22 protein-coding genes are annotated in these 24,989 nt (G+C 58.7%); 1 reads left to right on the top strand and 21 read right to left on the bottom strand.

Going from position 1 to position 24,989, the window contains the following annotated elements; translation table 11 throughout:
* Positions 1-7: 7 nt before the first annotated feature.
* From ADG881_RS02635 to leuC, 18 genes are all read right to left on the bottom strand, one after another.
* The gene (locus tag ADG881_RS02635) at positions 8-919 is read right to left on the bottom strand and encodes a MoxR family ATPase (RefSeq protein WP_007150232.1); all 912 of its coding nucleotides are present in this window, start codon (positions 917-919) and stop codon (positions 8-10) included.
* A 48-nt stretch (positions 920-967) separates the two neighbouring features.
* Positions 968-2,182: an O-succinylhomoserine sulfhydrylase gene (locus ADG881_RS02640; RefSeq protein WP_007150458.1), complete on the bottom strand. Its 1,215-nt coding sequence runs from the start codon at positions 2,180-2,182 to the stop codon at positions 968-970.
* Positions 2,183-2,354: 172 nt separating this feature from the next.
* Positions 2,355-3,878 (bottom strand): amidophosphoribosyltransferase, encoded by a 1,524-nt coding sequence (gene purF, locus ADG881_RS02645; protein ID WP_007148625.1) that lies wholly within the window; start codon positions 3,876-3,878, stop codon positions 2,355-2,357.
* Positions 3,879-3,889: 11 nt separating this feature from the next.
* A complete protein-coding gene (locus ADG881_RS02650) occupies positions 3,890-4,384 on the bottom strand; it encodes a CvpA family protein (protein WP_007148633.1) in 495 nt (164 codons plus the stop codon).
* Positions 4,385-4,566: 182 nt separating this feature from the next.
* Positions 4,567-5,202: an SPOR domain-containing protein gene (locus tag ADG881_RS02655; protein WP_232211675.1), complete on the bottom strand. Its 636-nt coding sequence runs from the start codon at positions 5,200-5,202 to the stop codon at positions 4,567-4,569.
* Between the two features lie 34 nt (positions 5,203-5,236).
* A complete protein-coding gene (locus ADG881_RS02660) occupies positions 5,237-6,469 on the bottom strand; it encodes a folylpolyglutamate synthase/dihydrofolate synthase family protein (RefSeq protein ID WP_007151298.1) in 1,233 nt (410 codons plus the stop codon).
* Positions 6,462-7,343: an acetyl-CoA carboxylase, carboxyltransferase subunit beta gene (gene accD, locus ADG881_RS02665; RefSeq protein WP_007150713.1), complete on the bottom strand. Its 882-nt coding sequence runs from the start codon at positions 7,341-7,343 to the stop codon at positions 6,462-6,464. Before accD ends, ADG881_RS02660 begins: the two co-directional genes overlap by 8 nt.
* Positions 7,344-7,355: 12 nt before the next feature.
* Positions 7,356-8,159 carry a tryptophan synthase subunit alpha gene (gene trpA, locus ADG881_RS02670; RefSeq protein ID WP_007149825.1) on the bottom strand — a complete coding sequence of 268 codons (804 nt, stop codon included), beginning with the start codon at positions 8,157-8,159 and terminating at the stop codon, positions 7,356-7,358.
* A 106-nt stretch (positions 8,160-8,265) separates the two neighbouring features.
* Positions 8,266-9,477: a tryptophan synthase subunit beta gene (gene trpB, locus ADG881_RS02675; protein ID WP_007148923.1), complete on the bottom strand. Its 1,212-nt coding sequence runs from the start codon at positions 9,475-9,477 to the stop codon at positions 8,266-8,268.
* Positions 9,470-10,126, bottom strand: a complete 657-nt coding sequence (locus tag ADG881_RS02680; RefSeq protein WP_007150744.1) for a phosphoribosylanthranilate isomerase — start codon at positions 10,124-10,126, stop codon at positions 9,470-9,472. Before ADG881_RS02680 ends, trpB begins: the two co-directional genes overlap by 8 nt.
* A 74-nt stretch (positions 10,127-10,200) precedes the next feature.
* A complete protein-coding gene (gene truA / locus ADG881_RS02685) occupies positions 10,201-11,004 on the bottom strand; it encodes a tRNA pseudouridine(38-40) synthase TruA (protein WP_007150847.1) in 804 nt (267 codons plus the stop codon).
* Positions 11,005-11,194: 190 nt separating this feature from the next.
* Positions 11,195-14,365, bottom strand: a complete 3,171-nt coding sequence (locus tag ADG881_RS02690; RefSeq protein ID WP_039925999.1) for a FimV/HubP family polar landmark protein — start codon at positions 14,363-14,365, stop codon at positions 11,195-11,197.
* Between the two features lie 165 nt (positions 14,366-14,530).
* The gene (locus ADG881_RS02695; protein ID WP_007150115.1) at positions 14,531-15,547 is read right to left on the bottom strand and encodes an aspartate-semialdehyde dehydrogenase; all 1,017 of its coding nucleotides are present in this window, start codon (positions 15,545-15,547) and stop codon (positions 14,531-14,533) included.
* 20 nt (positions 15,548-15,567) lie between these two features.
* The gene (asd, locus tag ADG881_RS02700; protein WP_007150277.1) at positions 15,568-16,680 is read right to left on the bottom strand and encodes an aspartate-semialdehyde dehydrogenase; all 1,113 of its coding nucleotides are present in this window, start codon (positions 16,678-16,680) and stop codon (positions 15,568-15,570) included.
* A 78-nt stretch (positions 16,681-16,758) separates the two neighbouring features.
* Positions 16,759-17,835, bottom strand: coding sequence for a 3-isopropylmalate dehydrogenase (leuB, locus tag ADG881_RS02705; RefSeq protein ID WP_007151605.1), 1,077 nt, complete (start codon positions 17,833-17,835; stop codon positions 16,759-16,761).
* Between the two features lie 35 nt (positions 17,836-17,870).
* Positions 17,871-18,317, bottom strand: a complete 447-nt coding sequence (locus ADG881_RS02710) for a hypothetical protein (RefSeq protein WP_007148799.1) — start codon at positions 18,315-18,317, stop codon at positions 17,871-17,873.
* Positions 18,318-18,338: 21 nt separating this feature from the next.
* Entirely contained in the window at positions 18,339-18,983 is a 645-nt protein-coding gene (leuD, locus tag ADG881_RS02715; RefSeq protein WP_007149422.1) for a 3-isopropylmalate dehydratase small subunit, read from the bottom strand.
* Positions 18,984-18,994: 11 nt separating this feature from the next.
* Complete coding sequence (gene leuC, locus ADG881_RS02720; RefSeq protein ID WP_007150369.1) at positions 18,995-20,413, bottom strand: 3-isopropylmalate dehydratase large subunit; 1,419 nt, start codon at positions 20,411-20,413, stop codon at positions 18,995-18,997.
* 169 nt (positions 20,414-20,582) lie between these two features.
* Between leuC and ADG881_RS02725 the strand changes: the two genes are divergently transcribed.
* A complete protein-coding gene (locus ADG881_RS02725) occupies positions 20,583-21,458 on the top strand; it encodes a LysR family transcriptional regulator (RefSeq protein ID WP_007150235.1) in 876 nt (291 codons plus the stop codon).
* 28 nt (positions 21,459-21,486) lie between these two features.
* On the opposite strand, the gene ADG881_RS02730 is transcribed toward ADG881_RS02725, so the two are convergent.
* From ADG881_RS02730 to prmB, 3 genes are all read right to left on the bottom strand, one after another.
* Positions 21,487-22,632, bottom strand: coding sequence for an MFS transporter (locus ADG881_RS02730; protein ID WP_007148429.1), 1,146 nt, complete (start codon positions 22,630-22,632; stop codon positions 21,487-21,489).
* Positions 22,633-22,760: 128 nt separating this feature from the next.
* Positions 22,761-23,852 carry a chorismate synthase gene (aroC, locus tag ADG881_RS02735; RefSeq protein WP_007150886.1) on the bottom strand — a complete coding sequence of 364 codons (1,092 nt, stop codon included), beginning with the start codon at positions 23,850-23,852 and terminating at the stop codon, positions 22,761-22,763.
* A gap of 95 nt (positions 23,853-23,947) precedes the next feature.
* On the bottom strand, positions 23,948-24,877 hold the full coding sequence (prmB, locus tag ADG881_RS02740) for a 50S ribosomal protein L3 N(5)-glutamine methyltransferase (RefSeq protein WP_007148532.1): 930 nt from the start codon (positions 24,875-24,877) through the stop codon (positions 23,948-23,950).
* Positions 24,878-24,989 lie beyond the last annotated feature (112 nt).

Below are 24,989 nucleotides of genomic sequence, written 5' to 3' on the forward strand. Positions count from 1 at the left end.
TGCCGCCCTAGCGCCGTACCACAGGCACGGACTGGAGCAATGACTGGCTAATGGCAGCCACACTGCCCCCTTGCCGAGCACTCAGGCGATGTTCTGCCACCGAGGCCCAGACCGCCTGCACGTCTTCTGGCAGCACATAGTCACGGCCGGTAATCAGCGCCCAGGCCCGTGCGGCACGTAACAGCCCCAAGCCAGCACGGGGTGACAGCCCCGCCACAAAGCGGTCATCGGAGCGCGTAGCGTCAAGCAGTCGCTGTACATAGTCGAGCAGCTCGCGGGTCACCCGGATTTTGCCCACTACCTGGGCCAGCTTCATCAGCCCTTCGCCATTGATTACCGCTTTCAACTCGCGCACCTGCTGGCGCAAATCACCGCCGGCGAGCAGTTCCAGCTCCACATCCGGAGCCGGATAGCCCAGGGATATACGCATCAGAAAACGGTCCAGCTGGGATTCCGGCAGCACGAAGGTGCCGGCCTGATCCACCGGGTTCTGGGTCGCCACCACAAAAAACGGCGCGGGTAATGGCCGGGTCACCCCATCCAGCGTGACCTGCCGCTCTTCCATGGCTTCCAGCAAGGCGCTCTGGGTTTTCGGCGTGGCACGATTGATTTCATCGGCCAGCAGCAGCTGGGTGAATACCGGACCTTCGCGGAGGGAAAATTGCTGGGTGTTGGGGTCGAATACGGACACACCCAGGATATCCGCCGGCAGCATATCGCTGGTGAACTGCACCCGCCGGTAATCCAGCTGGAACACCCGGGCCAGCGCATGGGCCAGGGTGGTTTTACCCATGCCCGGCAGGTCTTCGATCAGCAGGTGGCCGTTGGCCAACATACAGGTCAGCGCCAGTTTCAGTTGCTCTTCTTTGCCCAGTACAACTCGCCCCACCTGGGCCAGGGCTTTATCCAGTGCCTGCATGCGTCCCCTTTATGCATTCATTGCCGATACGGACAGCGAGGCGGGAGATCAGGCGCTGGCCAGCGCCTTCAGGCCGCGGCTCAGGTCTGCTTTCAGGTCCTCTACTCCCTCCAGGCCAATGGCCAGACGAATCAGATTCTCTGTCACACCGGCTCGCTGTTTTTCTTCTTCGTTGACTCGCCCATGAGTAGTCGTCGCCGGGTGAGTCACGGTTGTTTTAACATCACCCAGGTTGGCGGTAATGGAAATCAGGCGAGTGGCATCAATAAAGCGCCAGGCTGCCTGACGATCACGATTACCGGCAGCGTCTTCTACTTCAATGGACATGACTGCGCCATAGGCAGACTGCTGCTTGCCCGCCAGTTCATGCTGCGGGTGACTTTTCAGCCCGGCATAATGCACCCGGGCAATCCCCGGCTGTGCTTCCAGCCATTCAGCCAGCACCTTGGCCCGCTCGCTTTGCGCCTTCATTCGCAGACTCAGGGTTTCCAGCCCCTTGATAAAGACCCAGGCATTGAAGGGGCTCATGCAGGAACCGGCAGAACGAACGAACCCGAGAATATCATTCATGGGCTCTTTAGGGCCGACCACGGCACCACCGAGGCAACGCCCCTGCCCGTCCAGATATTTGGTCGCGCTGTGGATAATCAGGTCAGCACCCAGCTCGATTGGTTTTTGCAGGGCCGGCGTGCAGAAACAGTTATCCACCACCAGCAACGCCCCGTTGTCATGGGCGAGCTTGGCCAGGGCGGCAATGTCACCGACTTCCGCCAGTGGATTCGACGGCGTTTCCAGAAACAACATTTTCGTTTCCGGGCGAATCGCCGCTTCCCACTGGGAAAGATCACTCATGTCCACCAGCGTGGTGTCGATACCAAATTTCTTCAGGTAGCGGTCGTAAATCACGTTGGTGGTGCCGAACACACTGCGCGAGCTGACGATGTGGTCGCCTGGTGCCAGCAGAGCGAAAAACGTGCCGCTGATCGCCGCCATACCGGAGGCGAAAGCCACACAGGCCTCACCGCCTTCCAGAGCCGCAAGCCGCTGCTCGAAGGCGCGTACGGTAGGGTTGGTAAAACGGGAATAGATGTTGCCGGGCTCTTCACCACTAAACCGCGCCGCTGCTTGCGCCGCGTTTTCATAGACGAAACTGGATGTCATGAAGATGGGATCCGAATGCGCCATTTCATCCGTGCGCAATTGCGCCGTACGGATAGCCAGGGTTTCCACACTCAAGCTGCTGGGATCCAGTTCATCACTCATGGTTTATTCTCGCTTTCATGCTGCACGCGACACGCGACAACGCGTCAGAGATTGGTGCCCAAAGGAAGTATCTTTACACGCGAAAAAAGCCGAGTCGATTCGCAGCGACGGATTCATTCATCTGGCAGCACGTCTCAATTGCCTTGTCGCGTGTCACGTGCGCGTGCCCGCGTTAATTTGCATTATGCAGATCGATAATTTCATTATCCGCCAGAGCCTGGGTCTTCTCGCTGTTACCTTTCGCCGCGTCGTTGCGCCGCGCTTCCAGGTTGGCCAGATAATCCGGGGTAATATTGCCGGCCAGATACTCACCATTGAACACGGAGCAATCAAAGGACGCCACATTCGGGTTGCCCTCCTGACAGGTTTCCACCAGATCATCCAGATCCTGGTAGATCAACCGGTCAGCGCCGATCAGTTCACCGATTTCATCGGTGGTACGGCCGTGGGCGATCAGCTCCTGGGCCACCGGCATATCGATGCCGTAGACGTTCGGGTATTTCACTGCAGGCGCCGCTGAGGCGAAATACACTTTGCGTGCGCCGGCTTCCCGAGCCATCTGGATGATTTCGTTGCAAGTGGTACCGCGCACGATGGAGTCATCCACCAGCAGTACATTTTTGCCCTGGAATTCCAGTTCGATGGCGTTGAGTTTCTGGCGCACGGATTTCTTGCGCTGTTGCTGGCCCGGCATGATGAAGGTACGACCGATATACCGGTTCTTGATAAAGCCTTCACGGTATTTCACGCCCAGATGATTGGCCATCTGCAAGGCGGACGTGCGGCTGGTATCGGGAATGGGAATGACCACGTCGATATCGTGGTCCGGCCATTCACGCTCCACTTTCTCAGCCAGTTTTTCGCCCATGCGCAGGCGCGCCTTGTACACGGAGATGCCATCGATAATGGAATCCGGGCGCGCCAGATAAACCTGCTCAAAAATACACGGATGCAAGCTCGGAGATTGCGCGCACTGACGGGTATGCATCTCACCATCAGCGGTGATGTAAATCGCTTCGCCCGGGGCCAGATCACGCTCCACATGGAAACCCAGGGAAGACAAAGCCACAGACTCTGAAGCCACCATGTATTCCGGTCCGTTGGGGGTGTCCTTGCGGCCAAAGCACACCGGGCGAATACCATGGGGGTCGCGGAAAGCCAGGATGCCGTAGCCAGTGATCATGGCCACCACGGCGTAGGCCCCTTCCACCCGTTGATGGACTGCAGCCACCGCATCAAAGATGTCTTCCGGTTCCGGCTGCAACTTGCCGCGGCTTTGCAGCTCGTGGGCAAACACGTTCAGCAGGACTTCGGAATCGGAGGTGGTATTGATGTGGCGCAGGTCGGCACGAAAGATATGCTCGGCCAGCGCTTCCGCATTCGTGAGGTTGCCGTTGTGGGCCAGCGTAATGCCATAGGGAGAGTTTACATAGAACGGCTGGGCCTCCGCCGAACTGGAGCTGCCTGCCGTGGGATAGCGCACATGGCCAATCCCCATGTTACCGACCAGCCGACGCATATGGCGGGTGCGGAAAACATCACGCACCATGCCGTTATCCTTGCGCAGGTAGAGACGATCACCGTCACAGGTCACGATACCAGCCGCATCCTGGCCACGATGCTGGAGAACGGTCAGGGCATCGTAGATCCCCTGGTTCACATGGCTATGACCGACAATACCCACAATGCCGCACATGGTACTTACCTCTAGCTGCCGCTTACATTCATGATAAAGGCGAGAAGACTCTCGCCAACGTCCCGGGTCCACGCTTCCATCATCACCAGATGCGGCACCAGGGTAGATTCGTGCCACCAGGGGTCAGCGGCAAAGAGATGCCGACCCAGGGCAACCAGTACGACCATCAGCAAGACCCCACGCAGGGCGCCGAACACCATACCCATCAATCGATCTGTACTGCTCAGGCCGGTGACGCGGATCAGCTCACCGAGCAAATGGTTGATGAGGGCTCCCACCGCCAACGTCAAGGCGAACAGGCTGCCGAAAGCGACAGCGGCCCGCAGGCTGGGGGTGGAGATCTGCTCCTGGAGAAGGATATCCAGGGCCGGGCTGAACAGGCGCGCGATAATAAAGGCCGCTACCCATGTGAGCAACGAAAAGGCTTCGCGGGTAAACCCACGGCGCACACTCAGAAGTGCGGAGACTGCGATAACAAACAGAATGATGCCGTCTGCCAGATTCATGTAAAGCGTGCTCTCGCCGGCGGGTTAGGGCTGAAAAAGGGCAATGCCGGACCAGGAAAAGGCGGACATGGCACCCTGCAAATACAGACGGCGCAGTTTATCAGAGGCGAACCCGCTTGCCCATGCATGCCCGGCTTTCCCGCTGTACGAAACAGGGACACAACCACACAGGCGGCCATCCGTCAGGGCACGTAAATCCGCACCAGCCCCTTAAGCTTGAAACGCTCGTCGTCGGCCAGCTTCTGCCGGGTGGCTTCAGCATCGTTTTTGCGAATTTCCGGCCCGACCATAACCCGATGCACCACTTTCCCTTCATGGCTGTCGGTTTGTATGTATGCCCGATAGCCTGCGTCTTTGAGTTTATCGACCATGCCGCTGGCATTATCCGCATCGGAATAACTGCCCGTCTGGACCACAAACCCGGCCAGCACAGGGCCATCAGCGGGGTCGACCTGGGGCGGCGTCACAGGGTCTTCCGGCGGCGGCACTGGCGCATCGTCCTTCACTGGTGCGACCGGTTCCGGCTGCTGCGGAACGGTTTGCGTGTCCTCGTCGCCATCCTCGTCGCCAAGTTGCTGCTCGGCAGCGTCCTGAATCGCCTCACGGTCAGCCACAATACGCTCGTCCGCCGTGTCCAGACGCTCCTGCGGCACTACGGGTTCAACCAGCACGGTTTTGTGTTCCGGCGGCTCGGGAATACGCATATCCAACGCATTGCGCACCTGCTCAGGGGTACGGAACAGGAACGGAGCCAGTGCGCCGGCCAGAATCAGTAACAGTACAATGCCCACAATGCGCTGACGCGCTCGATTATCCACCGGTTTCTCCATTCAGCATTCACTAGCGCCGCCGTTACTGCGCCTGCTCCCGAGCTTCTGCCACGGTATAAAAGGAACCAAAGACGACCACCTGATCCTCACCACCAGCCGCATCCAGCGCGGCGCGAGTAGCCGCCGCCACACTGGCATATTCCTGGTACTGCGCGGTGTCAGGCAGCCCCTCTCGCAGTCTTGCCGTCGGTGCCGCACGGGGAATCTGCGGTGCGGCCAGATACCACCGGGTAGCCATGCCGTCGAATAGCCCAATCACTGCATCAACGGGTTTGTCGGCCATCATACCGAACACCAGATGCCGGGTCCCGGCACAGGCCGGAAGCTGCTGCAGAAAACGCTGTACCGCCGGCAAATTGTGGCCCACATCAAACCAACAGGATACCCCGCCGATGTGCTGCTGCTCGCAACGCCCAAACAGGCCCAGTTCAGCCACCGCCACCACATCCGCATCGCCGCACTCAATGCCTACCAGAGCCAGCGCCTGACAGGCCGTGGCCAGGTTGTCTACACCCAGGCGTACCTGCGCGGGCAAACGCAACTGTCGGTTGTCTGACAGAACCAACGCCTCGCCCTGGACATGAAAGTCCCGGCCGGCAAACACCGGGCTCGACCCCAGCGTTGCGGCCAGCGAAACAAGGTTGTCCGGCCAGTCCATTTCACCAAACACCAGCGGCTTGTCCGCCCGGCCAATGCCGCACTTCTCGGCAGCGATGGCCTCGCGGGTATCGCCCAGCCAGTCCTGGTGATCAAGCCCTACGGACGTCACCACAGACACGTCGGGTTCAACAATATTGACCGCATCCAGCCGCCCACCCAGGCCGACTTCCAGCAGGATCAGATCGGCAGTGCTGGCTTTGAACAACCAGAGCGCGGCCAGCGTGGTAAATTCGAAATAGGTGAGCGGCACGCCTGCCCTCGCCTGCTCCACCTGGGCAAACGCCGCACATAACTGCACATCGCTGGCCAGGACTTCAGGCAAGCGGACCCGCTCGTTGAACACATGAAGGTGCGGAGAGGTATACAGGCAGACCTTGCGGCCCTGGCGCTCAGCTAGCGCCGCCATTAAACGTAGCGTGGAACCTTTGCCATTGGTGCCAGCAACAGTAATCACGGGAACGGAAAAATGCGCCACCGCCAGGCGGGCAGCAACGCCGTGGAGCCGATCCAGGCCCAGTTCGATCTCGGCCGGGTGCATGGCTTCGATGCGGCGCAGCCACCCGGCCAAGGAATCAGGCAGAGAGGTATCAGTCATTCAGTGCCAGTGGCGACCAGCCCATCATGTTCGCCAACAAACGATGGAGGGTGTCACGCATATCATGTCGGGACACGATCATATCGATAGCGCCATGATCCAGCAGGAATTCACTGCGCTGGAAACCTTCCGGCAATTTCTGGCGGACTGTCTGCTCGATCACGCGGGGGCCGGCAAAACCGATCAGGGCATTGGGCTCTGCCACATTGACATCCCCCAGCATGGCCAGTGACGCAGAAACGCCACCATAAACCGGGTCCGTCAGCACGGAGATAAACGGCAAACCGGCCTGGCGCATCTTCTCCAGGGCGGCACTGGTTTTTGCCATCTGCATGAGCGAGAACAGGGCTTCCTGCATACGCGCCCCGCCACTGGCGGCGAAACACACCAACGGCAGCTTCTGTTCCAGGCACACGTTCACCGCGCGGACAAAACGCTCGCCGACCACGGAGCCCATGGAGCCGCCCATGAAATTGAATTCAAAAGCACAGGCCACCAGCGGCTCGCCGTGCAACGCCCCTTTCAACACCACCAGAGCGTCTTTTTCCTCAGTGGCTTTCTGCGCAGCCACCAGACGGTCTTTATACTTCTTGGAGTCCTTGAACTTGAGCCGGTCCACCGGCGCCAGCTCAGCCCCAATTTCCGTTTGCGCGCCTTCATCCAGAAACAGCTTGAGACGACGGCGAGCATCAATGCGCAAATGGTGATCGCACTTGGGACACACATCCATGTTGCGGTCCAGTTCCGGCCGATAGACCACTCCTTCGCAACGCGGACACTTTCGCCACAACCCTTCAGGAATATTGTTGCGCCGGCTTTCCTGGGGGCGACGTACGGCGGGAAGGATTTTTTCCAGCCAGTTGCTATTGCTCATGCAGAGGTCCCGTTATTGATCCATGGCGTTACGCATAGCGCTGAGAATACCGCCAACCGCGTCATTAATCGCGTCCGGAGTATCCTTGTTTTCAGCGATCTGGTTAACCAGGGCACTACCGACAACTACACCATCGGCCACCCGGCTCACCGCCTGCGCAGATTCAGCGTCTTTGATACCAAAGCCGACACCAATGGGCAATTGAGCAAGGTTGCGAATTGTTTCAACCCGACTCGCCACTTCATCCACATTCAGGGTGGCGGAGCCGGTAACGCCCTTCAGGGATACGTAATACAGGTAGCCAGAGCCGGCCTCACCAATCAGCTTGATACGGGCATCCGAGGTGGTGGGGGCCACCAGGAAAATCATGTCCAGGCCATGGGCATCCATTACCGGTTTCACCTCCAGGGCCTCTTCCGGTGGCAAATCCACCAGCAGCACGCCATCCACACCCGCATCCGCTGCGGCTTCGGCAAAGGCTTCGTACCCCATGACTTCCACCGGGTTCAGGTAGCCCATCAGTACCACCGGCGTGTCCGTGTTGGTTTCGCGGAATGCCTTGACCATGGCCAGCACATCCCGGGTGGAGGTGTTGTGTGCCAGTGCGCGCTCGCAGGCCAGCTGGATCACTGGCCCATCGGCCATGGGGTCGGAAAACGGCACGCCCAGTTCAATGATATCCGCCCCAGCATCCACCATGGCATGCATCAACGGCACCGTCACATCCTTGACTGGATCACCGGCCGTCACAAAAGGAATCAGTGCCTTGCGGTTCTGACCGTCCAGGCGCTGGAAACAACTTTCAATACGACGCATTTCTGCTCCTTAAAACAGGTAGTGGAAAGCCCAGCGGGCTTTCCGGGCCGGTGTCGTGCTTGACCACACGACACCGGCCGCTATAAGCCAACCGCCTGACATCGAATCAGAATTCGATCCCGTCAATGGCGGCTACGGTCAGAATATCCTTGTCGCCCCGGCCAGACAGGTTCACCACAATGTTCTGGTCCGGTGACATGGTGGGCGCCAATTTGCGGGCATACGCCAGTGCGTGGGCCGATTCCAGTGCCGGCATAATGCCTTCCACCTGGGTCAGCTCACGGAATGCCGAGAGGGCTTCCTGGTCGTCTGCAGCCACATAATTCACCCGGCCAATGTCCTTGAGCCAGGAATGTTCGGGACCCACACCGGGATAATCCAGACCGGCCGAAACAGAATGCGTCTCGATAATCTGGCCGTTGTCATCTTCCATCAGGTAGGTGCGGTTACCGTGCAGAACGCCAGGGCGGCCCGCATTCAGCGGCGCAGCATGACGGCCGGTTTCGATCCCGTCACCGGCTGCTTCCACGCCATACATGGCCACATCGTCATCGTTGAGGAACGGGTGGAACAGACCAATGGCGTTGGAGCCACCGCCCACGCAGGCCACCAGTGCATCCGGAAGCTGACCGGCTTGCTTCAGGCTTTGCTCGCGGGCTTCACGGCCGATAATGCACTGGAAATCACGCACCAACTGCGGGTAAGGATGCGGGCCGGCTACCGTACCGATGATGTAGAAGGTGTCATCCACGTTGGTGACCCAATCACGCATGGCTTCGTTCATGGCGTCTTTAAGGGTCCGCGAACCGGAGGTCACCGGAATCACTTCTGCACCCAGCAGCTTCATGCGATAGACGTTGAGCTTCTGACGCTCCACGTCTTCAGCCCCCATGTAGACCTGACATGTCAGACCCAGGCGAGCCGCGACAGTGGCAGTAGCTACACCGTGCTGGCCAGCCCCGGTTTCCGCAATTACCCGCGGTTTGCCCATGTGCTTGGCCAACAGCGCCTGGCCGATGGTATTATTCACCTTGTGCGCGCCGGTGTGGTTGAGATCCTCACGTTTGAGCCAGATCTTTGCGCCACCGAGCTGCTTGGACCATCGCTCTGCCAGGTACAGCGGAGACGGGCGACCCACATAATGGGCCAGGTCGTAGTCGAAATCCGCGCGGAACTGCGGATCGTCCTTGAGACGCGCATACATGGCGGTCAGTTCGTCCAAAGCCCCCATCAGGGTTTCGGAAACAAAGCTGCCACCAAATTGGCCAAAGTGGCCACGCGCGTCAGGAAAAGCAGAAAAATCAGGGCGTTCAGACACCAGCTACTCCTCGTGTTTTGACACTATTGATAAAGGCGCGAATGGCGGAGGCATCCTTGATGCCGCCACTGCGGCAGCCCTGAACATTCTTCTGTTCAACGCCACCACTCACATCCACCGCCCATGGCCGAACCTGTGTCACAGCCGCGGCCACATTTTCCGGGTGCAAGCCACCAGCCAGCACCACGGGCAAGGGCAAGTCTTTCGGAACCCTGCTCCAGTTGAAAACTTCGCCGGTGCCGCCTGGCAGCCCCGGCACATAGCTATCCACCAGTAACCCCGACGCGTTGCGGTACGCCTGCGCGTACTCATGCAAATCCACGTCGTCCTTCATCCGTACCGCCTTGATCCAGGGGCGCCCGAAACTATCACAGTACTGCGGGTCTTCATTGCCATGGAACTGCACTACATCCACCGGCACGGTGGCCAGCACCCGGTTGATCTGGTCACGGGGGGCATCCACAAACAGCGCCACCGTGGTAACAAACGGGGGCAGGCTGGCGCAGATCTGTGCCGCGCGGGCCGCAGTCACTACGCGGGGGCTGGGCCCATAGAAAACCAGACCAATTGCATCGGCACCGGCCTTCGCCGCCGCTTGGGCATCTTCAATTCGGGTAATACCGCAGATTTTGACCCGGGGTATGGTCATGGGTACTCCAGTGTAACAAAAATCAAGGGTTGTAGCGTGTTGCATGAAGCGTGCGGCATATTGCACTTACACCATTATGCCTGAAGGTCATCCGGTAACCACAGGGGGCCAAGGGGATCTTTCGGCAATGCAAAGCTGTCTGGATACTCGATGTCTACCAGGTACAAGCCAAAGGGCGGTGCCGTAGCGGCCCCTTTGCGCCGGTCACGGCCCTCCAGCACCTCCCTGGCCCAGTGAGCAGGCCTCTTGCCCGCTCCCACGCTCATCAGCACCCCGGCAATATTACGCACCATGTGCATCAAGAACGCGTTAGCATGGGCTTCGAGTACGAGCACTTTGCCGTGCTCATAGAGCTCCAGACTGTGCATCGTCTTCAAGGGTGATTTCGCCTGGCAGTGCACACTGCGGTAGGCAGTGAAGTCATGCTCACCAACCAGATACGCAGCCGCTTCACGCATGGCGGCCACATCCAGCGGTCGATAATTCCAGGTCACCTGGTTGCGAAACAAGGCCGGCGGGCGGGCATGGTTGTAGATGACATAACGATAACGGCGACTCACTGCGGAAAAGCGCGCATGAAAAGCATCATCCACCGGCGTTGCCCACCGCACGGTCACGTCCCGCGGCAGATTGGTATTGGCCCCCATGATCCAGCTCTTCATTTCACGGGGGGCCTCCGAGTCAAAATGGACCACCTGGCCAGTACCGTGCACACCTGCATCCGTTCGCCCCGCACAGACCACGGCCACTGGGTGGTTGGCCACTTTGGATAACGCCGCTTCCAGGCATTCCTGCACCGTGCGTACACCTGGTTGCTGCGTCTGCCAGCCACGAAAATCGGTGCCATCGTACTCAATACCCAGCGCAATACGTGTCATGGAACCCTCAGAGATGAGTTGAGTGACGCGTTGAACGTTCAACGCAGGAACGCGACCTGAACCTCAGCCGGCCAGGAACTCCCTTCGCTATTCCAGCGCGCCTCGCGTTACCGCTTTTCACTTTCGACTAAAACAAAAAAAGGGGCGATACCATAAGGCATCGCCCCCTTTTTGCCTAGCGAGAGAGGGGTTAACCCACCTGACTGAGCAGCTCTCGGGCTTCGGACTGTTGCTGGTCATTACCCTCAGAAATCACTTCGTTGAGGATATCCTTGGCGCCTTCGTTATCGCCCATGTCGATATAGGCTTTGGCCAGATCCAGCTTGGTCGCGTTCTCGTCTGTTTCACCCAGGAAGTCGAAATCATCCTCATCAGCCAGCACATCAGCGCTGGATGGAGCCGGCGTCTCATCCACCGGAGCGGCGGGCGCAACAGTCGGCTCGATGGACACAGCATCATCCTGCGGCTGCGCATCGCTGACGTCAGCGTCGGCAGCTTCAGGGGCGTCGAAAGACAGGGTCTGGTCGTCATCGCCCAGCAGGTCTTCCAGGGAGCCATCATCTGCGGCGGCCACTTCGTCCGCGTCGATCTGTGTGTCAGCCACCGGCGTCGCATCTTCCTGCGGTGCGTCCAGATCCAGCGCGGTGATATCGTCAAGTGACTCTTCCGCCTGGGTGCTTCCACTCAGGGACTTCTCGGCTTCGTCCAGCTCCAGATCGATATCCAGATCTGACAAGGTGTCATCTTCGAGGGACTGCGGGGCGCTGCCTGTTTCATCAGACAGGTCCAGATCATCCAGCGACAGATCCAGCTCTTCGTCTGCTGCCGGCTCGGCAGACAGATCATCGAATTCTGCGTTCATTTCATCCAGATTCAGATCACCGAATTCGGTGTCATCTTCCAGAGTCGCGCTGCCCACATCATCCAGTTCCAACAGCGAATCAGCAGACATTGACTGCTTGTCTGCGTCAGACATTTGCGGTTCTTTTGCCGCGTCATCTTCGCTGTCGAAATCCAGGCTGAAATCATCATCCTGCGCATTAGCAGAAGAAGACGATGTTTCGCTGTCCGCATTCAGCATGACGGTAGCGTCTTCGTTGTCTGCCTCGGCAGAATTCAGCTCAAAATCGAAATCCGCCAACTCGTCCGTGCTTTCCGGCTCCAGAGACGGCGCTTCCGCCTCAATGGTCGGCGCGCTGGTTGACTCGTTCCCCAGATCAGAAGACAGGCCCATCTCCAGATCATCCAGAGACAGCTCGTCATCATCCTGAGCCGCTGCCGGCGCTGTCGCACCGCCCAAACGGGCAATGGCCGCATCCACATCGGCACCGGTGCCGGCATAGGTGGTTGCCTGCTGCTGGAATGCCGCGTCGTCACCCATTTCTTTCAGCAGTTCCAGCAGACGCACTTTCAAGTCTGCCCGTTCTGGTGATTTATTGATTTCGTTGCGCAGGAAGTCAACCGCTTGCGGATAGCGGCCGTAGGCCACATACACTTCCACATCTTCCAGCGGATCCTGGCTACCGCCCTGCCCTTGTACCGGGGCCGCATCGTCAGCGTCATCATCAACGGCAGCAACGGTCGGTGCGTTATCATCATCCAGGTTCAGGCCAAATTCATCGTCCTGCTGGTCGTCAACATCATCAAACAGCGGACCATCCAGATCATCATTGTCATCTTTCTTCTTGCCGCGCAGCAGCAGGGCAATCAGCAGCAAAATGGCCAGCAAACCCAGCGCGATGTACAGCAGGTTTTCCATGATCAGATCGACAATGCCGCCACTCTGGGCAACCGGCGGCTGGGCAGGCGCCACTGGCTCAGGCTTGGACACCGGCTCTACCGGTTTAACCGCGCTGTCCGCCGCAACCTCTTTGTCACCGGCACTGTCAGCAGCACTCTGTGAACCTTCTGCGTCACCGGCATCGGTTACACCACCCTGCTCCGCTGCTTCTTCGTCGGAGCTTTCCAGAACAGCAACGTCATCGCCTGCGGCCTGCGTATCGTCTTCCTGAATCCCATCAGCAGCGGCAATAGACTCTTTCGCTTCATCATCACCCGCCGCATCGTCAGCGTCCGCAGAGAGCTCAGGCTCAGCGGGCTCTTCCATCAACGGATCATTGTCCGGGGAGGCCACGCCCTGCTCTTCGCGCAATTGACGCAGCTCTTCCTGCAGCTGGGTAATCTGGTCATTACGCAGCTGCAGCAGCTCTTCGCTGGTGGAGTTCTGCGCTTCCAGATCGCTCAGCCGGGATTTCAGTTCGGAATTTTCACGGTCCAGACGATCCAGGCTCTCATCGCGAATCGCCAGTTCGTTCTCAAGCACCGCCGTATTCGCGCTACCTTGCTCGTCAGAACCAGTGCTGTCGCCATCATCCACACCGGCAGTGGATTCCGGAGCCACCAGTTTCACTTCACCACGGGTTGGAGCCTCAGGCTCATCATCGCTGTCAGCCACTTGGCGGGAACCATCAATCTGGGCCCGCTGCGGGGTTTGGATGCCACGCTTTTCCAGCATGTCACGCCATTGGCGGTTCTGGTCTGCCACTTCCACAATGGCGGAACGGGTAGAGATGTTGCGCACTTCCTGCTCGTTAGGAATACGCAGAACCGTGCCCTCACGCACCAGGTTCACGTTGTTGTTGATGAAGGCATCCGGATTCATTTCCTGAATCGCCACCAGCATCTGTTGCACCGATACACTGTTTGAGGGGCGATTGTTCAGGGCAATCTGCCACATGGTATCGCTGGAACGTACGGTATAACGGCTGCGGGGACCGCTATCGGCCACGGCCGGGGCAGACTGGACCTGCTGAGGTTCCGATTCGATGGCGGGCTCAGGGGTACTGTCAGGCTGGGAGGTTGGCGTTGGCGCAGGCGCGGGTGCCGGCGCAGGGGTCGGTTCGCTGCGCGTCACCGGCTGAGGGACACGACTGATGGTCGGCGCAGCGGTCACGGCGCTATCGGCAAAGCTGGGCGGGTCCAGCAATACCGTGTATTCGCGCATCAATCGGCCTGTGGGCCACAGGAATTCAACCAGGAAGTTCAGGTAAGGCTCACGCACCGGCTGGTCCGTAGAAATATGCAGTTGGGCTTTGTCACCCTCCTGAAGCTCTACAGAAAATGCCAGACGATTGAGGAAATAGCTGCGATCAACGCCAGCAGCATCGAATTCTGACTGGGGCGCCAGATTCACCAGAATTTCTTCTGCAGACAGGTCACCGACCTCGTGCAGAGAGACATCCATATCCAGGGGCTGGTTCAAATAGGAATTAAGCTGGTATTCCCCTACCCCCAATGCTGCCGCTACGCCAGGCGCCATCATCGCCACAGCTGTTAAGCCAAACCCAAGTTTTCGAAGCATGGTCGAACCCTTTATTTATTATGTTTCCCGCGCTCAGCCCGATCCCGCGGGCCTTACGGATGTACCCGTGGCGGCAAGCTGTCCTATATGACGCCGTTCACACATTCTGCCTCAGGCCAGAGACAAAACCTAGAAACCGCGTCACATAATGTCAGTAAGTATCCATTACAGATAGTCTTTTAGCAACTTCTCGACTATTTTCACCGCGTTCAATGCAGCCCCCCAACGGACATTATCGGCAACGCTAAAATAGCTCAACGCCCCGCCCGCTTCCATCTCTTCACGGACCCGGGAAAGTCGCATTACAGGCTCACCTTCCACCATGGCCACAGGGGACATGGCTTGCGGATCATCACTGTCCTGCACCGACATATCGCCACCGTCATCCCACAAGGCATGGCATTGCGCTGCCGACAACCCCTGCATGCTACGTACGGTGACACTCTGCCCATATCCATAAAAAACCGGCACACGCACCGTGGTGACCTGGATGGACAGGGGCTGATCCGCCAGAATACGGCGGGTTTCCAGCATCAACTTAAGCTCTTCGCTGGTGAAGCCGTTTTCCTGAATCTGACCACTCACCGGCAACACATTGAAGGCGATTTGCGCCTGAGCCGCTTCACTGGGAGACAGGCCATTGAGCAGACGCACGCTTTGCTGGGCCAGCTGATCCACGCCGGCCTTGCCGGTGGCGGATGCCGCCTGAAACTGGGTAACCACCACGTCCTGCAGGGGCCCCAGTTCGGTCAGCGGTTTCAAGGCGCGCAGCAACTGAACCGTGGACGCATCAGCGCAGGCCACCAGGTTTTGCTCCCGGGCATGGGCCAGCATCTCGTCGTTCACATCGGCGACGACCAACGGAATGTCCGTCTCATAACGGTAGGCCGGCGACAGATCCACCACCACCGCGCCGGACTCTGCCGCAGCCGGTGCCAGGGCCTGGCTCACCGACGCTCCCGCCGCAAACAACGCCACTTCCACCTGGGAGAAATCGAAATCCTCGGCGGTGCGCACTGTCAGGGTTTTGCCGGCAAACGCGATCTTGCTGCCGGCCCCATTTTCGGAAGCCAAAACAAAAAGCTCGCCGACCGGAAATTTCCGATCAGCGAGCAGTTTGATGATGGCCTCTCCGACCAGGCCGGTTGCACCGACGATGGCCAGATTGATAGACCGATCCATCACTTACCTCTATTTGGCGCTTAGCGCTCGAGAAGAATTCGCAGCATACGGCGCAGCGGTTCAGCCGCACCCCACAGTAGCTGGTCACCCACGGTAAAGGCATTGAGGAACTCGCCGCCCATGTTCAGCTTGCGCAGACGGCCCACAGGAATCCCCAGAGTACCGGTCACGGCAGTGGGCGTGAGATCCCGCAGCGTGTCTTCCTTGGTGTTCGGCACCACTTTCACCCAGTCGTTGGACTTGGCAATGATGTCGTTCACTTCGTCCATGGGCACATCACGGTTGAGCTTCACGGTCAACGCCTGGGCATGGCAACGCATGGCACCAATACGGACACAGGTGCCATCCAGGGCAATCGGGTTGCCGCTGCGGCCGAGAATCTTGTTGGTCTCTGCCTGGGCTTTCCACTCTTCCTTGCTCTGACCGTTCTCCATTTCCTTGTCGATCCAGGGCAACAGGGAACCGGCCAGCGGGAAGCCGAAGTGCTCACGGGGCATGGCATCGCTGCGCATGCTTGCCGCCACCTGGCGATCGATATCCAGAATGGCACTGGCCGGGTCGGCCAATTTGTCGGAAACATCGCCGTGAATCTTACCCATCTGGGCAATCAGCTCACGCATGTTCTGTGCACCAGAGCCGGACGCGGCCTGGTAGGTCTGGGCGCTCGCCCACTCCACCAGCCCTTCATTGAACAATCCACCCAACGCCATCAGCATCAGGCTTACCGTGCAGTTACCACCCACAAAGTCCTTGGTGCCACTGTCCAGGGCAGAATCCACCACGGAACGGTTCACCGGGTCCAGCACGATTACGCTGTTGTCCTGCATACGCAGCGTGGATGCTGCATCAATCCAGTAGCCATCCCAGCCCGCTTCGCGCAGCTTGGGGTAGACCTCGCTGGTGTAATCGCCACCCTGACAGGTCACGATCACATCCAGCGCTTTCAGTTCATCAATATTCTTGGCATCGCCCAGGGCCGGAATATCCTTGCCCACGTCCGGGCCAGCCTGTCCAACCTGGGAGGTCGAGAAAAAGACCGGTTCGATATCTGCAAAATCATTTTCGGCAGTCATGCGCTCCATCAGTACGGAACCCACCATGCCACGCCAGCCGACAAAACCGACTTTCTTCATTAGAAACTGTCTCCTGAAAGGGTTGCCCTTTCTATCAGTGAATCAATGCGCGTGTTGCGCCTGTGCGTCATGCCTCAGTCATGCTTGTGACAAAGCATCGGCAACGGCGCTGCCCATTTCTTCGGTGCCCACTTTGCGAGTGCCCTCGGTGTAGATATCCGCAGTACGAAGCCCCTGATCAAGAACACGCTCTACAGCGGCTTCAATGGCATCAGCCACATCACCACGCTCCAGGCTGTAACGCATCAGCATGGCCAGCGACATAATGGTCGCCAGCGGGTTGGCGATGCCCTGGCCAGCAATATCCGGTGCCGAGCCGTGGCAGGGTTCGTACAAGCCCTTGCGGTTTTCATCCAGTGACGCGGAGGGCAACATTCCGATGGAGCCGGTGAGCATGGCGGCTTCATCGGAGAGAATGTCACCAAACAAATTGCCGGTGACAATCACATCAAACTGTTTCGGCGCACGCACCAGTTGCATGGCCGCGTTGTCCACATACATGTGTGACAACTCGATCTCCGGATAGGCCTTTGCCTCCTCGGTGACCACTTCTTTCCAGAGCTCGGTGACTTCCAGCACGTTGGCCTTGTCCACCGACAACACGCGCTTGTCGCGTTTCATGGCCAATTCAAAGGCCACTTTCGCGATCCGGCGCATTTCCGACTCGGTATAGACATAGGTGTTGAAGCCTACACGCTCGCCGTTTTCTTCCTTGATACCGCGAGGCTGACCGAAATAGATGCCACCGGTCAGCTCGCGCACAATCAGGATATCCAGCCCGGACACCACTTCCGGCTTCAGGCTGGATGCATCCGCCAATTGCGGAAACAGAATCGCCGGGCGCAGGTTGGCAAACAGACCCAGCGACGAGCGCAAACGCAACAGGCCACGCTCGGGGCGCTTGTCACGTTCGATGGTGTCCCATTTCGGACCGCCAATGGAGCCGAACAAAATGGCGTCGGCGGCACGGGCTTTTTCCAGCGTACCTTCCGGAAGCGGGTCATTTTCCGCATCCACCGCTGCGCCCCCAACCAGGGCCTCATCCAGCTCCACTTCGAGCCCGAACTTCTGCTTGGCCACGTTCAGCACCTTGACCGCTTCTTTCACGATCTCCGGGCCAATACCGTCACCGGGCAACACCAACACCTTGCTCATTACTGCTTCCTGTCTACTACCGCCCTTGCGGGCTATTAAAAGTCTTTGGTTACCAGAACATCATCCGGCGCGGACGCCTTTACCAGCTCCAGGGTGTAATCTTTCTTGCCCTCAGCGGCACTGATGCGAACCTGATAGATGCCACCTTGCGCGAAGTTGTGGCGGAACTTGCCGAAACGAAGAATGCCCGCCTGGTCGGCAAACACTTCCACCGAGTGCTTACCGGCTTCAATCTGCACACTCTGCGCGCCCGCTTGCTCAGTAATGCGCTCGCCATCCACCTTGAACAGGGATGCCTTGGCTTCGCTACTGGTAGGCATCTGCCAGCCAGCGTCTTCGCCCTGCGCTGTCGGGGCCGACAGCTGGTTATCCACACTCAGCGTGGCCGCCTGCTCCCCGGTGGGGGCGTCGTACATGCCCGTGGATGCACAGCCAGACAGCATCAATACCGAAACCAGCGACAGCGAAAGTAAACGCAACATACAACCTCCTTGGTTATTCTTTTAATGGTCGGCAAAAACCCAGGGCTCGCGTTCCATGCGACCTTTTTCATAGGCACGAATCGCTTCCGCTTCATTCAGGGTCAGGCCAATTTCGTCCAGACCATTCAGCAGGCAGTGCTTGCGGAACTCATCAATCTCGAAAGGCAGCGGCGCCCCGGTTTCGGGAATCACCTGCTGGCCCTCCAGATCAATAGTGATCCGGTAGCCTTCCTTGCCATGAACAGCCTGAAACAGGGCTTCCACGTTATCTTCCGACAACACAATGGGCAATAACCCGTTCTTGAAACAGTTGTTGTAGAAGATATCGGCAAAGCTCGGGGCGATGATCGCCTTGAAGCCGAAATCCATCAACGCCCAGGGCGCATGCTCACGGCTGGAGCCACAACCGAAGTTGCGCCGGGTGATCAGAACACTGGCTCCCTGATAGGCGGGCAAATTCAGCACAAAGTCTTTATTCAGCGGGCGGGAGCTGTTGTCCTGGCCCGGAAAGCCTTCGTCCAGATAACGCCATTCGTCAAACAAATTGGGCCCGAAACCGGTCCGTTTGATGGACTTGAGAAACTGCTTCGGGATGATCTGGTCGGTGTCCACATTGGCACGATCAAGCGGGGCAACCAGACCATCATGACGCACAAACTTTTCCATGGTGTTGCTCCTTATGCCTGATCGAGTTCGCGAATATCAACGAAATGGCCTGCCACCGCCGCTGCTGCTGCCATGGCCGGGCTCACCAGATGCGTACGGCCGCCATTACCCTGGCGCCCCTCGAAGTTACGGTTCGAGGTGGAAGCGCAGTGCTCGCCGGCTTCCAGCCGGTCCGGGTTCATGGCCAGACACATGGAACAACCCGGTTCACGCCATTCAAAGCCTGCCGCCACAAAGACCTTGTCCAGGCCTTCTTTCTCCGCCTGCTGCTTGACCAGGCCAGAGCCCGGCACCACCAACACCTGCTTGACGCTACCGGCCTTCTGGCGGCCCTTGGCCACTTCCGCCGCCGCCCGCAAGTCTTCGATGCGCGAGTTGGTGCAGGAGCCGATAAAGACACGGTCCACCTTGATATCCGTCACCGGCATTCCCGGTGTCAGGCCCATGTATTCATAAGCGCGGGTCATGCCAGAACGTTTGACTTCATCGCTTTCCGCCGCCGGGTCCGGCAGATTGGCATCCACCGGCACCACCATTTCCGGGCTGGTCCCCCAGGACACCTGAGGCTTGATGTCCGCCGCATCAATGTTGACCTCTTCATCGAAGCGGGCATCGGCATCAGAGACCAGCGTACGCCAGTAAGCTTCTGCCTTGTCCCAATCCGCGCCCTTGGGGGCAAACGGGCGGCCTTTCACATAATCGATGGTCACATCATCCACTGCCACCATGCCCGCACGGGCGCCGGCTTCGATGGCCATGTTGCAGACTGTCATGCGCCCTTCCATGCTCAAGCTGCGCATGGCACTGCCAGCAAATTCAAGCGCATACCCGGTACCGCCAGCGGTGCCAATCACGCCGATGATATGCAGCACCACGTCTTTCGCGGTGACGCCGGGGCCAAGCTCACCCTCAACAGAGACGCGCATATTGTTCATTTTCTTGGCCACCAGCGTCTGGGTCGCCAATACATGCTCTACCTCACTGGTACCAATACCGTGGGCCAGGCAGGCCAAGGCACCGTTGGTGGAGGTGTGGGAGTCCCCACAGACGACGGTCATGCCGGGCACCACAGCACCCTGTTCCGGCGCCATCACATGCACAATGCCCTGGCGCACATCGCCAATCCCGAATTCGGTGATCCCGAATTCACGGGTATTGTCTTGCAGGGTCTGCACCTGAATCCGCGAGGTGTCATCGGCGATGTCGGCGGCACTCTTGAACGGCGTGGTCGGCACGTTGTGATCAATGGTGGCCACACTGGCACTGGTCCGCCACGGCTGACGGCCCGCCAGACGCAGGCCTTCAAACGCCTGGGGCGAGGTCACCTCATGGATGATCTGGCGATCAATATAGATCAGCGCCGAGCCATCTTCGCGCTGGGTAACGAGGTGGGCTTCCCACAATTTGTCATAGAGGGTCTTGCCTGCCATGCCTTTCTCCTGAACCGTAGCGTAGTGCCGCAGCGTATTGTCACAACTATGGCTGGTTTATCACTGGTAATTAATGTAGAACTACGCCATCAATAAATCCAATTCATATTTTTCATTTTTAAGATAACCAATTATTATCCTCCGTACCGACACTGTGGATGCCCCGGGAATGATCGATACCCCAACGCTAACCGCCTTTATGGCCGTTGCCGAAACCGGCTCATTTTCTGCCGCGGCTGAGCGCCTGTACATCACTCAGCCTGCCATCAGCAAACGGATTGCCCTGCTGGAACAACAGCTTGAAGCCCGCCTGTTTGACCGTGTAGGCCGCCAGATCCAGCTAACTGAAGCCGGCCGCTCACTGCTGCCGCGTGCACGCCAGGTACTGATGGACGTGGAAGACATGGCCCGCGCCATTCACGATTTATCAGGGGAAGTGGGCGGTAAATTGCGAATCGGCACCAGCCACCATATTGGACTGCACAGATTGCCACCGGTTCTGCGCCAGTTTTCCCGGGATTACCCCCTGGTGAAGCTCGACATTCATTTCATTGATTCCGAGGAAGCCTGGGAAGGTGTTCTGCACGGGGAACTGGAAATGGGGGTGGTCACCCTGCCCCCGCAGCCGGATGAGCGTTTGCACAGCGAAGTCATCTGGAACGACCCGCTGGTGTTCATGTGCGCACCGGAACACCCGCTGGCAAAGCAGGAAAACCTGACCCTGGAAGCCTTCACCGATCACAGCGCTATCCTGCCATCACCGGTCACCTTTACCCGCGGCATCGTGGAGCGGCTGTTCGATGAGCACAACCTGAAGCTGGATATCGCCATGTCCACCAACTATCTGGAAACCATCCACATGATGGTGTCCATCGGTCTGGGCTGGAGCGTATTGCCCGCCACCATGGTGGATCGGGGAATGGTACAGCTGCCTGTGGACGCGCCATTGCCCCAGCGCCAGCTGGGTGTCGTCACGCACCCGGCCCGCAGCCAGTCCAACGCGGCAAAAGCCTTCCTGCGTGCCCTGCGCAGCCAGATTATCTAAACAAAAGGCTAGCGGCTGCCCCCAGCCGCTACCGGGGCGACCGGGTAGCACCACCGACAATCAAAAGCGAAGCCGCTACCGCCGCCACCAGCGATGCCACGAAAAACAGCAACACGCCCCATTGCTCCCACAACAACCCCGACAAGCCCGCTCCGGCCGCCCAACCAGCCCCAAAGCCCAGACTGGAGTACAGCGCCTGCCCCTGACCCGCCAGTGCTTCCCCAAACTGACGGTGCACCCAGGCAATACTGGCGGCATGGAAGCTGCCAAAACTGGCCGCATGCAGCAGCTGAGCCAGCGCCAACAGCCACAGGGAATCGCCAGCGACGCCAATCATCAGCCAGCGCAGCGATGCCAGCAGCAAGCTGGCCACCAGAAGCCAGGGAATATGAAAGCGTGCCAGCAGGCGATGCATGATCAGGAACAACCCGACTTCCGCCACGACGCCCAGGGACCACAACAAACCGACAATGAACTTACTGAAGCCCAGAGCTTCCAGATAGATACTGTAAAAGGTGTAGTACGGCCCGTGGGACAGCTGCATCAGGAAAGCCGCCACCAGAAACAGACTTACCGCCGGGCGACACAGAATCTGCCATACCGATGCCCCCTGCCCCCCAGCTTGCGCTCGCGGTGCATTGCCCGCGGGCAGGGTCAGCGTTCCCAGCCAGAGTAGCCACAACAGGCCGCTGAGCACCCAGGGCAGCACCCCCGTGCCCACCCGGTCGAGAACTTCGCCGAGCACCAACACCGCCACAATAAAGCCCACCGACCCCCACAACCGCACATGGCTGTAGCGGTGTGACTGGCGACCCAGAGATTGCAGTGTGAGCACTTCGAACTGTGCCAATACCGCGTTCCAGAAGAAGCTGAAAGACACCAGCAGCGCGGCCATGGACCAAAACGTATCCACCCAGAACACGGGCAGGAATACGATGGCCGCCAGCAGATTGCCGGCACGAATAATGCGCAAACGCTGACCGCTACGATCAGCAAGCCAGCCCCACAGATTCGGAGCGCCGATTTTGGTGAGCTGGGGAATGGCCATCAGAGCGCCGATGGCGACCGCACTGAAGCCCAGGTCTTTCAGGTACAGAGACCAGTACGGCACCAGCGTGCCAAGCAGACCGAAGTAAAAAAAGTAGAAGCCGGAAAGGCGCCAATAATAGGGCATGAAAGAGGAACCTTGCTCTTGGCTGAAAGCCTGGCGCCTGACTCTAAGCAGCGTAAGTGACGCAGCCAAGCCGCTAAGCACAACGCTCTATCTTTGTCAGGCATCCTGCATCTGGCGTCAGGCGTTACTTACCCTGGAATCGGCGCAAACGGCGGCACCACATCCCCATTCTGACCACGGTGGCGCAGATAATGATCCATCAGCACGATAGCCAGCATGGCTTCGGCAATGGGCGTAGCACGGACCCCGACACAAGGATCATGGCGCCCCTTGGTCACCACCTCGGCAGCTTCACCGTCCAGCCCGATGCTCTTGCCGGGAATCAGAATGCTGGAAGTGGGCTTGAGCGCCATGGCCACGCGAACGGTCTGACCGGAGCTGATGCCACCCAGCACGCCGCCCGCATGGTTACTCAAAAAACCCTCCGGGGTCATTTCATCGCGATGCTGCTCGCCGCGCTGGTTCACCACGGCAAAGCCGTCGCCGACTTCCACCCCTTTGACCGCATTGATGGACATCATTGCCTTGGCCAGATCCGCGTCAATGCGATCAAAAACCGGCTCGCCCCAACCGGGCGGCACACCATCGGCAAACACTTCCACGCGGGCACCGATGGAAGAGCCGTCCTTGCGCAGTGCATTGATCAGGTCTTCCAGGGCCGGCACCTTGCTCTCATCCGGGAAGAAGAACGGATTCTTGTTCACCGCCGACCAGTCACAGGACTCGGCCTTCACATCACCAATCTGGGTGCAGCCACCATAGATACGAATGCCCAGGCGCTGCTCCAGGAATTTGCGGGCAATGGCGCCGCCGGCCACGCGCATGGCCGTTTCCCGGGCAGAGGAACGTCCGCCGCCGCGATAATCACGGAAACCGTATTTCTGGGTGTAGGTGTAATCCGCATGGCCAGGACGGAAAGTGCCGGCGATGTTGGAGTAATCCTTGGATTTCTGGTCGGTATTCTCGATCAGCAAGCCAATGGAAGTGCCCGTAGTCTTGCCTTCGAACACCCCGGAGAGAATTTTCACCTGATCCGGTTCACGCCGTTGGGTGGTATAGCGGCTGGTGCCCGGCTTTCGGCGGTCCAGTTCAACCTGCAGGTCCGCTTCACTGATTTCCAGGCCCGGGGGGCAGCCGTCCACGATAGCGCCCAGGGCGGGGCCATGACTTTCACCGAAAGTGGTAATGCGAAAACGCTCACCGAAACTGTTACCGGACATGCTGCCCCTCTTGAAAAATTAATAAAATCAATCTATTACAAAAAAAATCCGTCAAATCACTTCAGACTGGCAAAGGCTCTTGCCGCATCGCTGACTCAATCAGCCAGGAGATCGTCACGGTATTCTAGCAGCTGCGCGCGGGTAAGCATGAACACCCCGTGCCCGCCTCGCTCGAATTCGAACCAGAAGAACGGCACCTGGGGCCAGGTCTGCAACATGGCTTCCCAACTGTTGCCCACTTCCACGATCAGCACACCCTCTTCAGTCAGCTGATCCGGTGCATCCAGTAACAGCTTGCGCGTGAAATCGAGGCCGTCATCACCGGATGCCAACGCCAGCTCTGGCTCATGGCGGTACTCGTCCGGCAAACTCGCCATATCCTGGGCATCCACATAGGGCGGGTTGGAGACGATCAGGTCGTAGGGGCCATCCACCGCGGCCAGCCCATCGGATTGTAGCGCCCGCACCTGCTCCGCAAGCCCGTGGCGCTGAATATTTTCCTCACATACCGCCAGTGCCTCAGCGCTGATATCACTGCCATCCACCTGGGCATGCTCAAACGCGTAGGCACAGGCAATCGCGATACAGCCACTACCGGTACACAGGTCCAGCACCCGATGCACTCGCTCAGGATCGACCCAGGGCGTAAAGGACTGCTCAATCAGCTCAGCCAACGGCGAACGCGGTATCAACACCCGCTCATCCACATAGAACGGCAGGCCACAAAACCAGGCTTCATGGGTGAGATAAGGAACCGGGACCCGGTCATTCACCCGCTTCACCAGCTGACTCAGATACCCACTGATTTCAGAGGGCAGTAAACGGGCATCGAGAATCCGGGGATCGCTCTGCAGCGGCAACGCCAGCTGATGCATCAACAGGGCCAGGGCTTCATCCCAGGGATCATCATTGCCATGCCCAAAGAACACCCCGCCACTGCGCAGCATGCTTTCCCCAAAACGCAGACAGTCACGGACTGTTTGCAGGGTGGCCATGGCCTCATTCTGTTGTTGCGAACTGATCACGCATCCACCTCCACCGACAACACGCTACTGACAACTGCGCCGATCACCCTCGATCCTGCACCGTTGACGAACACCAGTAAAAAGAAGCGCTGAAGATTAGCACAGAATCGGT

Source organism: Alcanivorax sp. DG881, from assembly GCF_000155615.1.
Taxonomy (GTDB): Bacteria; Pseudomonadota; Gammaproteobacteria; order Pseudomonadales; family Alcanivoracaceae; genus Alcanivorax.

Excerpts from the sequence above, each read along its gene's own strand:
- ADG881_RS02635 (WP_007150232.1), bottom strand. The coding sequence starts at position 919 with ATGCAGGCACTGGATAAAGCCCTGGCCCAGGTGGGGCGAGTTGTACTG.
- ADG881_RS02640 (WP_007150458.1), bottom strand. The coding sequence starts at position 2,182 with ATGAGTGATGAACTGGATCCCAGCAGCTTGAGTGTGGAAACCCTGGCT.
- purF (WP_007148625.1), bottom strand. The coding sequence starts at position 3,878 with ATGTGCGGCATTGTGGGTATTGTCGGTCATAGCCATGTGAACCAGGGG.
- ADG881_RS02650 (WP_007148633.1), bottom strand. The coding sequence starts at position 4,384 with ATGAATCTGGCAGACGGCATCATTCTGTTTGTTATCGCAGTCTCCGCA.
- ADG881_RS02660 (WP_007151298.1), bottom strand. The coding sequence starts at position 6,469 with ATGACTGATACCTCTCTGCCTGATTCCTTGGCCGGGTGGCTGCGCCGC.
- accD (WP_007150713.1), bottom strand. The coding sequence starts at position 7,343 with ATGAGCAATAGCAACTGGCTGGAAAAAATCCTTCCCGCCGTACGTCGC.
- trpA (WP_007149825.1), bottom strand. The coding sequence starts at position 8,159 with ATGCGTCGTATTGAAAGTTGTTTCCAGCGCCTGGACGGTCAGAACCGC.
- ADG881_RS02680 (WP_007150744.1), bottom strand. The coding sequence starts at position 10,126 with ATGACCATACCCCGGGTCAAAATCTGCGGTATTACCCGAATTGAAGAT.
- truA (WP_007150847.1), bottom strand. The coding sequence starts at position 11,004 with ATGACACGTATTGCGCTGGGTATTGAGTACGATGGCACCGATTTTCGT.
- ADG881_RS02690 (WP_039925999.1), bottom strand. The coding sequence starts at position 14,365 with ATGCTTCGAAAACTTGGGTTTGGCTTAACAGCTGTGGCGATGATGGCG.
- ADG881_RS02695 (WP_007150115.1), bottom strand. The coding sequence starts at position 15,547 with ATGGATCGGTCTATCAATCTGGCCATCGTCGGTGCAACCGGCCTGGTC.
- asd (WP_007150277.1), bottom strand. The coding sequence starts at position 16,680 with ATGAAGAAAGTCGGTTTTGTCGGCTGGCGTGGCATGGTGGGTTCCGTA.
- leuB (WP_007151605.1), bottom strand. The coding sequence starts at position 17,835 with ATGAGCAAGGTGTTGGTGTTGCCCGGTGACGGTATTGGCCCGGAGATC.
- ADG881_RS02710 (WP_007148799.1), bottom strand. The coding sequence starts at position 18,317 with ATGTTGCGTTTACTTTCGCTGTCGCTGGTTTCGGTATTGATGCTGTCT.
- leuD (WP_007149422.1), bottom strand. The coding sequence starts at position 18,983 with ATGGAAAAGTTTGTGCGTCATGATGGTCTGGTTGCCCCGCTTGATCGT.
- leuC (WP_007150369.1), bottom strand. The coding sequence starts at position 20,413 with ATGGCAGGCAAGACCCTCTATGACAAATTGTGGGAAGCCCACCTCGTT.
- ADG881_RS02725 (WP_007150235.1), top strand. The coding sequence starts at position 20,583 with ATGATCGATACCCCAACGCTAACCGCCTTTATGGCCGTTGCCGAAACC.
- ADG881_RS02730 (WP_007148429.1), bottom strand. The coding sequence starts at position 22,632 with ATGCCCTATTATTGGCGCCTTTCCGGCTTCTACTTTTTTTACTTCGGT.
- aroC (WP_007150886.1), bottom strand. The coding sequence starts at position 23,852 with ATGTCCGGTAACAGTTTCGGTGAGCGTTTTCGCATTACCACTTTCGGT.